The sequence below is a fragment of the Litorivivens sp. genome, from assembly GCF_041625495.1.
Classification (GTDB): domain Bacteria; phylum Pseudomonadota; class Gammaproteobacteria; order Pseudomonadales; family Spongiibacteraceae; genus Litorivivens.
Genome location: NZ_JBFJTH010000269.1, coordinates 1 through 2,083, shown reverse-complemented (window position 1 = coordinate 2,083; position 2,083 = coordinate 1). Strand labels below are relative to the sequence as shown.

Sequence of the window (2,083 nt, the reverse complement as noted above, 5' to 3'; positions counted from 1 at the left end):
GGGCCATCCGGTCATGACGGCCCTGCGCAGCGGGTCCAATGTTGAGCATATCAATTGCGAGCACAATAGCGATTGGGCGGCGATGGCCGCGATCCGGTACCGCAGTCGGCGAGACCTGTTAGAGATACTCCCAGCAACCTTCGGCAGCGATCATCACCAACTGAAACTGGACGCCATGGCGAGCACCATCGCCTTCCCGGCGTCAAAATGGTTTATCGCGGGAGGCCCCAAACTGGCGGTAGCGTTGGCTATCCTGCTATTGGCATGTGCAGCTGAGCTACTGATCTAACGCTGCATGCACAACGCGAATGCCAGCTCACTGGTAGATAAACTGGAATGAAATTTACAGTTATCGCTTATAACACGCATTATTATTGAGGGATTTTCCGGGATTAAGTATTCTCAAGGAATAGACTTGGAATCCATTAGATAACAACAGGGAATATTGTCCATGACAGCCACCGGCACTTCTTACGTACTGCCCGTCGAGCAGCTAAAAGCCAATCTGAAAAACAGGCCCAATGACACGTGGCTTCACCAGCCCACTAATGGTGTATGGAAAAGCTATACGATAGCCGAAGTCGTTGATCAGGGCAGCCGGGTCGCTAACGAGCTGTTAAAACAAGGAATTAAACCGGGCGACCGTGTCGCGATTCTTGCCAAAAACAGCTACGCCTGGCTGGCGGCTGATTTCGGTATGATGCTGGCTGGTATCATACCGGTACCAATTTATTCCACCGCCTCTTCAGAAACCATCGACTACGTGCTTGAACACAGCCAAGCCAAGCTGTGTTTTGTCGGCAAGCTCGATGACTGCAGCGCAGCGCAAGCGAGCTTGAGCAACATTCCTGTCATCAGATTTCCCGACGCCAATGCCGACTATAAAGACGCGCGCGACTGGCAGAGCATTCTGGACTCCTCAACACCCTTGGAAAGCTATAACACACCCAAGGCCGACGACATGGTCACCATCGTTTACACCTCGGGTAGCACCGGCAAACCCAAGGGCGTTGTATTGACCCACGGCCATCTGGGCGCGGCTGCCGTTGAAACGAAGAACCGCATGGTGGGCGGTGATCAGCCACACCGCATGATGTCTTACCTGCCACTGGCTCATATCACCGAGCGCTCAGTGGTCGCCATGACATCCATTTACGGAAAGGTTGAGCTCTTCTTCTCCGAAGGGCTTGAAACCTTTGTAGATGAATTGCACCACTGCCAGCCCACCGATTTTATTTCAGTCCCCAGACTCTGGGCCAAGTTTCAAGCAAAAGTGCTGGCGCAAATCCCTGACGAGCAGCTGCAGGAAATGTTGGCAGGTGAAGGCGGCGACGCGGTAGCCGCCGCTATTCGCGATAAGCTAGGCTTTGGTTCCTGCAGCAATTATTGCTCCGGCTCGGCGCCTATCTCCCCCGCCCTGCTCGAATGGTTCCACCGTATTGGCGTTGATATCGTCGAAGGTTGGGGGATGACCGAAACGTCTGGGCTTGCGTGTTCGAATCAACCATTTACCGTTGAAGGGATGGGGACCATCGGCACCCCGCTTGCCTGCAATGAAATGAAACTCTCCGACGAGGGTGAGGTGCTGATTCGCGGAGCCGCGATATTTAACGAGTATTACAAAAATCCAGAAGCAACGGCTGAATCTTTTATTGATGGCTGGTTTCGCACCGGTGACAAAGGTGTGGTTGACGAAAACGGCGCCTACCGCATTACTGGCCGCGTGAAAGAGCAATTCAAAACGGCTAAAGGCAAATATGTCGCGCCTGTGCCCATCGAAAGCCGTCTGGCCACTAACTCATTGATTGAGCAGGTTTGCGTGCTGGGTGCGGGCCGTCCGGCGCCCATGGCGGTAGTCGTGCTCAACGATCAGGGGCTAAGCAAAGAGCAGATCAAGGGTAATCTTGAGCAAACTCTGAATGACGTCAATCAGCAGCTGGAATCCCACGCCCGCCTTGACCGCATCGCAATCTCGGAGACTACCTGGGACGTAGAGAACGATCTTCTGACACCGACCATGAAGCTAAAGCGCGACAAGATCGAAGCGTTCTATCGCGATGCGATCGACAGCGAAGCAGAAAGT

Annotated in this window: 2 protein-coding genes; both read left to right on the top strand. The window is 53.6% G+C overall.

All coding sequences use genetic code 11. The annotated features are described in order from the left end of the window. Positions 1–289, top strand: a 289-nt coding sequence (locus tag ABYP39_RS18275; RefSeq protein ID WP_372784061.1) for a hypothetical protein, incomplete at its 5' end; no start/stop codon positions are given. A 162-nt stretch (positions 290–451) separates the two neighbouring features. Then, the coding region (locus ABYP39_RS18270) for an AMP-binding protein (RefSeq protein ID WP_372784060.1) at positions 452–2,083 on the top strand (1,632 nt) is incomplete at its 3' end.